This window comes from Pseudomonas sp. 05N434 (assembly GCF_056396965.1).
In genome coordinates this window covers 1-600 of sequence record NZ_JBFTMK010001043.1, presented here as the reverse complement: position 1 = coordinate 600, position 600 = coordinate 1, and the positions used below count along the sequence as shown (strand labels likewise).

Sequence of the window (600 nt, the reverse complement as noted above, 5' to 3'; positions counted from 1 at the left end):
ATCTTCCCCATGCTCCAGCAAAAGCGGGCGCGCCTCACAACGCTGTCGGACATGGGCGTAGGACGCCGAATGACCGTTACGTGCGGTAATGATGTAACCCTTGCCGGCGAAGATATGCGTCTCGATGAACTGCAATTTGCCTTCATGGCGGATCGGCGAATACGTGACGATGAACAGCGCATCGCCGAACGTTTCCAGCTTCGGTCGGCTGTGTTTTTCCAGGGCGTCTTCGATGGCCAGTTCGTGCAGGTTGAACTGGCGTTGCAGGTTGAACAGCTCCTGCGCATTGGGCTCTTCGAGGCCGATCCACACAAAGTGGCCAGGCTTGGCAGCCCAGGCAGCGCCTTCGTCGAGGGTGATGTTGGTGACTTTCTTACCGGCGCTGTAAACCGCAGCAGCAACGACTCTACCCATGATGATTCACTTCTTATCGGTCGCTTTCTATTGGTAAAGACTGGCGGTGCCAGGCAGGTTTCAGCTTAACCTTGTCTACTGCTTGAGAGTCAGCAAAATCGGTAGAGTTCGCAGGCAAAAGAAAACCCGCACAGGGCGGGTTTCATTCAGGCGGCTTGCAGCTGCCGATCCATCGAGTCGATGCAC

General features: G+C 55.8%; 1 protein-coding gene. It reads right to left on the bottom strand.

Translation table 11 applies throughout. From position 1 onward, the window contains the following. The coding region (locus tag AC1DLB_RS31605) for a CorA family divalent cation transporter (RefSeq protein WP_477786479.1) at window positions 1-414 on the bottom strand (414 nt) is incomplete at its 3' end. Between the last annotated feature and the right edge of the window lie 186 nt (window positions 415-600).